Raw genomic sequence first — 3,962 nt, 5'->3', positions numbered from 1 at the left:
GGCGTCGCGGCCGACGGCGAGCCGCTCGGCGTCGCACGATACCGGATCGAATGGCGCGATGCGCCGTGGCGGCCCGCGGGGCGGTCGACGCCGTTCATCGCGCCGCGTTGCGTGATCGTCACCGACCTGCCGGAAGCGCTCGCCGCGCAGGCCGATCCGGGCCCCGGCTGCGTGGTGCTGTCGACGCGTCCGTTCGCCGCGAACCGGCCGGGCTGGCACTGGATCGAGCGAATCGACGAAACGGTGCTCGACGGGCTGCCCGACGACATCGGCCACGTACGCGTGCTGACGTCGCTCGATGCCGGCACGCTCGCGCCGGGCGCCGCGGCGCCGGCCGCGCCCGCGCGGCTCGCGCTGCACGATCTCGCGTTCCTCGCGATCAAGCATTGCCATGCGGCGCTCAAGCGCGACGGCAGCTTCGTCGTGCTGCTGCTCGATGCGCTCGCGGGCGAGGTGCCGCATCCGGATGCCGGGCTCTACACCGGTCTCGTGAAGGCGCTTGCGATCGAGATGCCGGAAGCGCGTCCGGTGGCCGTGCTGACCGACGCCCGCTCGCTGCCCGACGCGCTGCGCGATGCCGAGCGCGAAAGCGGCGCGCAACACTGGCTGCCGGTCGTCGCGCTGGGCGGCGGGCGTCGCCGCACGCCGCGCGTGATCGAGGACGCGGGCGAGCTGCGCGCGGACGAGCGCCTGGCGCTCGGGCCCGACGCGGTCGTCGTCGCGGTCGGCGGCGCCCGCGGGATCACCGGTGAACTGATGAAGACGCTGGCCGCGCATGTGCGCCCGACGCTGTACCTGATCGGCAGCAGCGCGCTCGACGAGGTCGATGCGGACCTGCTCGCGATGGACGACGAGGCGTTCGCGAAGAGCCGCCCCGATTACATCCGCCAGCAGAAGGCACGGCATCCGGAGCAGCCACTGCCGGCGATCATCCGCGCGTTCGAGCGGCGCGCGGACGCACGCACGGCGTGCATGAACATCGAGGCGATGCGCGCATTCAGCGGCGCGCATCGCGTGACGTACCTGCGCGCCGACGTGCTGGACCCCGACAGCCTGCGCACGGCCATCGACACGATTCTCGCGCGCGAGCCGCGCGTCGACCTGCTGGTCAACGCGGCCGGATTGAACCGTTCCGCGTCGGTGCTCGTGAAGTCGCTGGACGACTTCGTCGCGGTGCGCGACATCAAGGTGCGCGGCTACTGGAACCTGCGCGACGCGTTCGGCGCCCGGCAGCCGCGCCTGTGGTGCAACTTCGGGTCGTTCATCGGCCTGACGGGCCAGGCCGGCGAAACCGACTACGCGTCGGGCAACGACTTCCTGAACACGCAGGCGTCGTATCACCGCGCGGCGCGCGGCCACGACGAATTCACGATCGGCTGGACGCTGTGGCGCTCGGTGGGGCTCGGCTCGAATCCGGTCACGCGCGCGTTTCTCGAGAAGAGCGGCCTGTTCACGAGCATGCGCACAGCGGAAGGGCAGCATCATTTCATGCGCGAGCTCGGTCTCGGCGAGCGCGCGGCGATGTCCGTGCATCTGGGCGAGGCCGAGCGACGGGCGATCGAGACGCACCTGCCCGGCTACTTCGATCTCGACGAAGCTGAAGCGGTGCCCCGCGTCGCCACGCCGCGCGATCCGGATTTCTATCTCGGCCGCGAGCTGGCGCGCACGGACGACAGCGTGACCTTCGAGCGGGTGTTCGATCTCGAGCGCGACGCGTACCTGCAGCATCACGTCGTCAACGGCTTTCCGACGCTGCCGGGCACGTTCGTGCCCGAAGTGGCCGCCGAAGCCGCGCTGCGGCTCGTGCCGGGGCTCAAGGTCGTCGGATTCGCGGACGCGGCGTTCCTGCACTTCCTGCGCGTCTACGATGCGAAGCGGCCGAGCGTGAAGCGCATCCACGCGAGGATCGCCGCGCGCGACGGCGACGCCGTGCTCGTGCACGTGCGGATCTCCGGCGACGTGCTGGCGCCCGGCGGCCAGGTTCTCGTGCGCGACAAGCCGCACTTCGAGATCACCGTGCGCCTGGCCGCGGCCTACGCGCCGGCACCGGTATGGAGCGAACCGCCGGGCGGGACGTTTGTGCCCGTCGCCGATCCGTATCACTTCGACGCGGCGCCCGTGAGACTGACCGGCATGTTCGTGTCGACGACCGACACCGGCATGAGCGAAACGGGCAAGCAGGCGCGCTTCCGGCTGAACGTGCCGGACGGCGATCCGGTGTTCTCGCGCTTCGTGGTGCCGAGCATCCTGCTCGACGGGCTCGCGCGCGTGGCGGCGCTCGATCATGTCGCCGGCGACTACATCCCGCTCGCGGCGCCGATGTCGATCGGCCGCATCGACCTGTACGAAGCCGGCAACGACTGCGAGCTGGCCGCCCGCCACGCGTCGATCGCGCTGCGCGTGACGCCGCGCGCCTTCGCGCTCGAAGGGCCGGCGAGCAGCGGCAACCGGTTCGTCGCGGTGCGCCCGGACGGCCGCATCCTGATGCAGATGCGCGACGTGACGGGCATCGTGACCGGCTACGTGCACCGCGTGACCGGCGCGTTCGCCACGCGCGGCGAGATCGACGCGCGGCTCGCCGCGCATGCGGCTTCCGAGCAGGTGTCGGCATGAGCACGAAGCGTCTCGCGCCCGGCCCGCGCGGCAGCGTCGTGATGGGCAACCTCGCGGAATACAAGCGCAATCCCGTCACGATGCTGCTGAAGCTTCAGCAGCAGTACGGCGACATCGCCCGCAACCGGCTGGGCCCGTTCCTCACGCATGCGCTCGCGCATCCGGACGGCGTCCAGCACGTGCTGCAGGACAATCACCGCAACTACGTGCGCGGCCGCTTCTACGACAACTTCAAGATGTTCTTCGGCGACGGCCTGCTGACGACGGACGGCGAGTTCTGGCGGCGTCACCGGCGGGTCGTGCAGCCGCTTTTTCACCGCAAGCAGGTGGAATCGCATACGGCGGCCGTCGGCGACGCGGCGCTCGCGCTCGTCGAGCGCTGGCTGAAGCGGCCCGCGCATGCGCCGTTCGACGCGGTCGAGGAGATGATGCGCGTGAGCCTGCGCATGCTCGGGCTGATGCTGTTCAACGCGGACATCTCGCGGCATGCGGACGAGGTCGGGCCGGCGGTGCGCTTCGGCATCGAGGCGATGATGCCGCAGGGCAACATGAACGACTTCGTGCCGCGCTGGATGCCGACGCCGTTCAACCGCCGGATCGCACGCGCGCGCCGCGGGATCGACACGATCGTCGATGCGATCGTCGCCGAGCATCGCGCGGGACGCTGCGAGACGAGCGACGTGATCGCGCTGCTGCTCGCCGCGCGCGACCCCGACACGGGCGCGCCGCTGACCGAGCGCGAGGTGCACGACGAGGTAATGACGGTGTTCCTGGCCGGCCACGAAACGACCGGCAGCGGGATGGCGTGGGGGCTCTATGCGCTCGCGCAGCATCCGGACGTGCTGCGCCGGCTGCGCGAGGAACTCGATGCGGTGCTCGGCGGGCGGGCGCCCGCGGCCGACGACATCGCGCGCCTGCCGTATCTGGTGCAGACCGTCGACGAGATCCTGCGGCTCTATCCGCCGATCTGGGGCTTCACGCGCGACCTGGTCGACGACGACGAGATCGGCGGTTATCACGTGCCGGCCGGTTCGTCGGTATTCATGTCGCCGTACGTCACGCATCGTCATCCGGCGCTGTGGGCCAACCCGGACGCATTCGATCCGGAAAACTTCGGGTCGCACGCGCCGACGCGGCACAAGTACGCGTACTTTCCGTTCGGCGGCGGGATGCGCAAGTGCATCGGCTATCAGACCGCGCTGCTGCAGATCCGCGTGCTGATCGCGGTGGTCGCGCAGCACGTCGATCTGAGCGCGGTGCCTGGTCGTTCGCTCGACACGGGCGCGACGATTTCGCTGCGCCCGCGCGACGGCATTCAGCTGGTCGCCCGGCCGAGATCGCGCGAGCGC

Annotated in this window: 2 protein-coding genes; both read left to right on the top strand. The window is 70.7% G+C overall.

The features are described 5' to 3' along the window. A partial coding sequence (locus tag ABY44_RS14060; protein WP_431641326.1) for a KR domain-containing protein occupies window positions 1-2,613 on the top strand: 2,613 nt, incomplete at its 5' end. Continuing rightward, the coding region (locus ABY44_RS14055; RefSeq protein WP_431641325.1) for a cytochrome P450 at window positions 2,610-3,962 on the top strand (1,353 nt) is incomplete at its 3' end. The genes ABY44_RS14060 and ABY44_RS14055, both read left to right, overlap by 4 nt.

This window comes from Burkholderia sp. ZZQ-2, from assembly GCF_050768715.1.
Taxonomy (GTDB): Bacteria; Pseudomonadota; Gammaproteobacteria; order Burkholderiales; family Burkholderiaceae; genus Burkholderia; species Burkholderia cepacia.
Note: the sequence above shows the minus strand (reverse complement) of the source record. Positions and strands in the feature narration are given on the sequence as shown.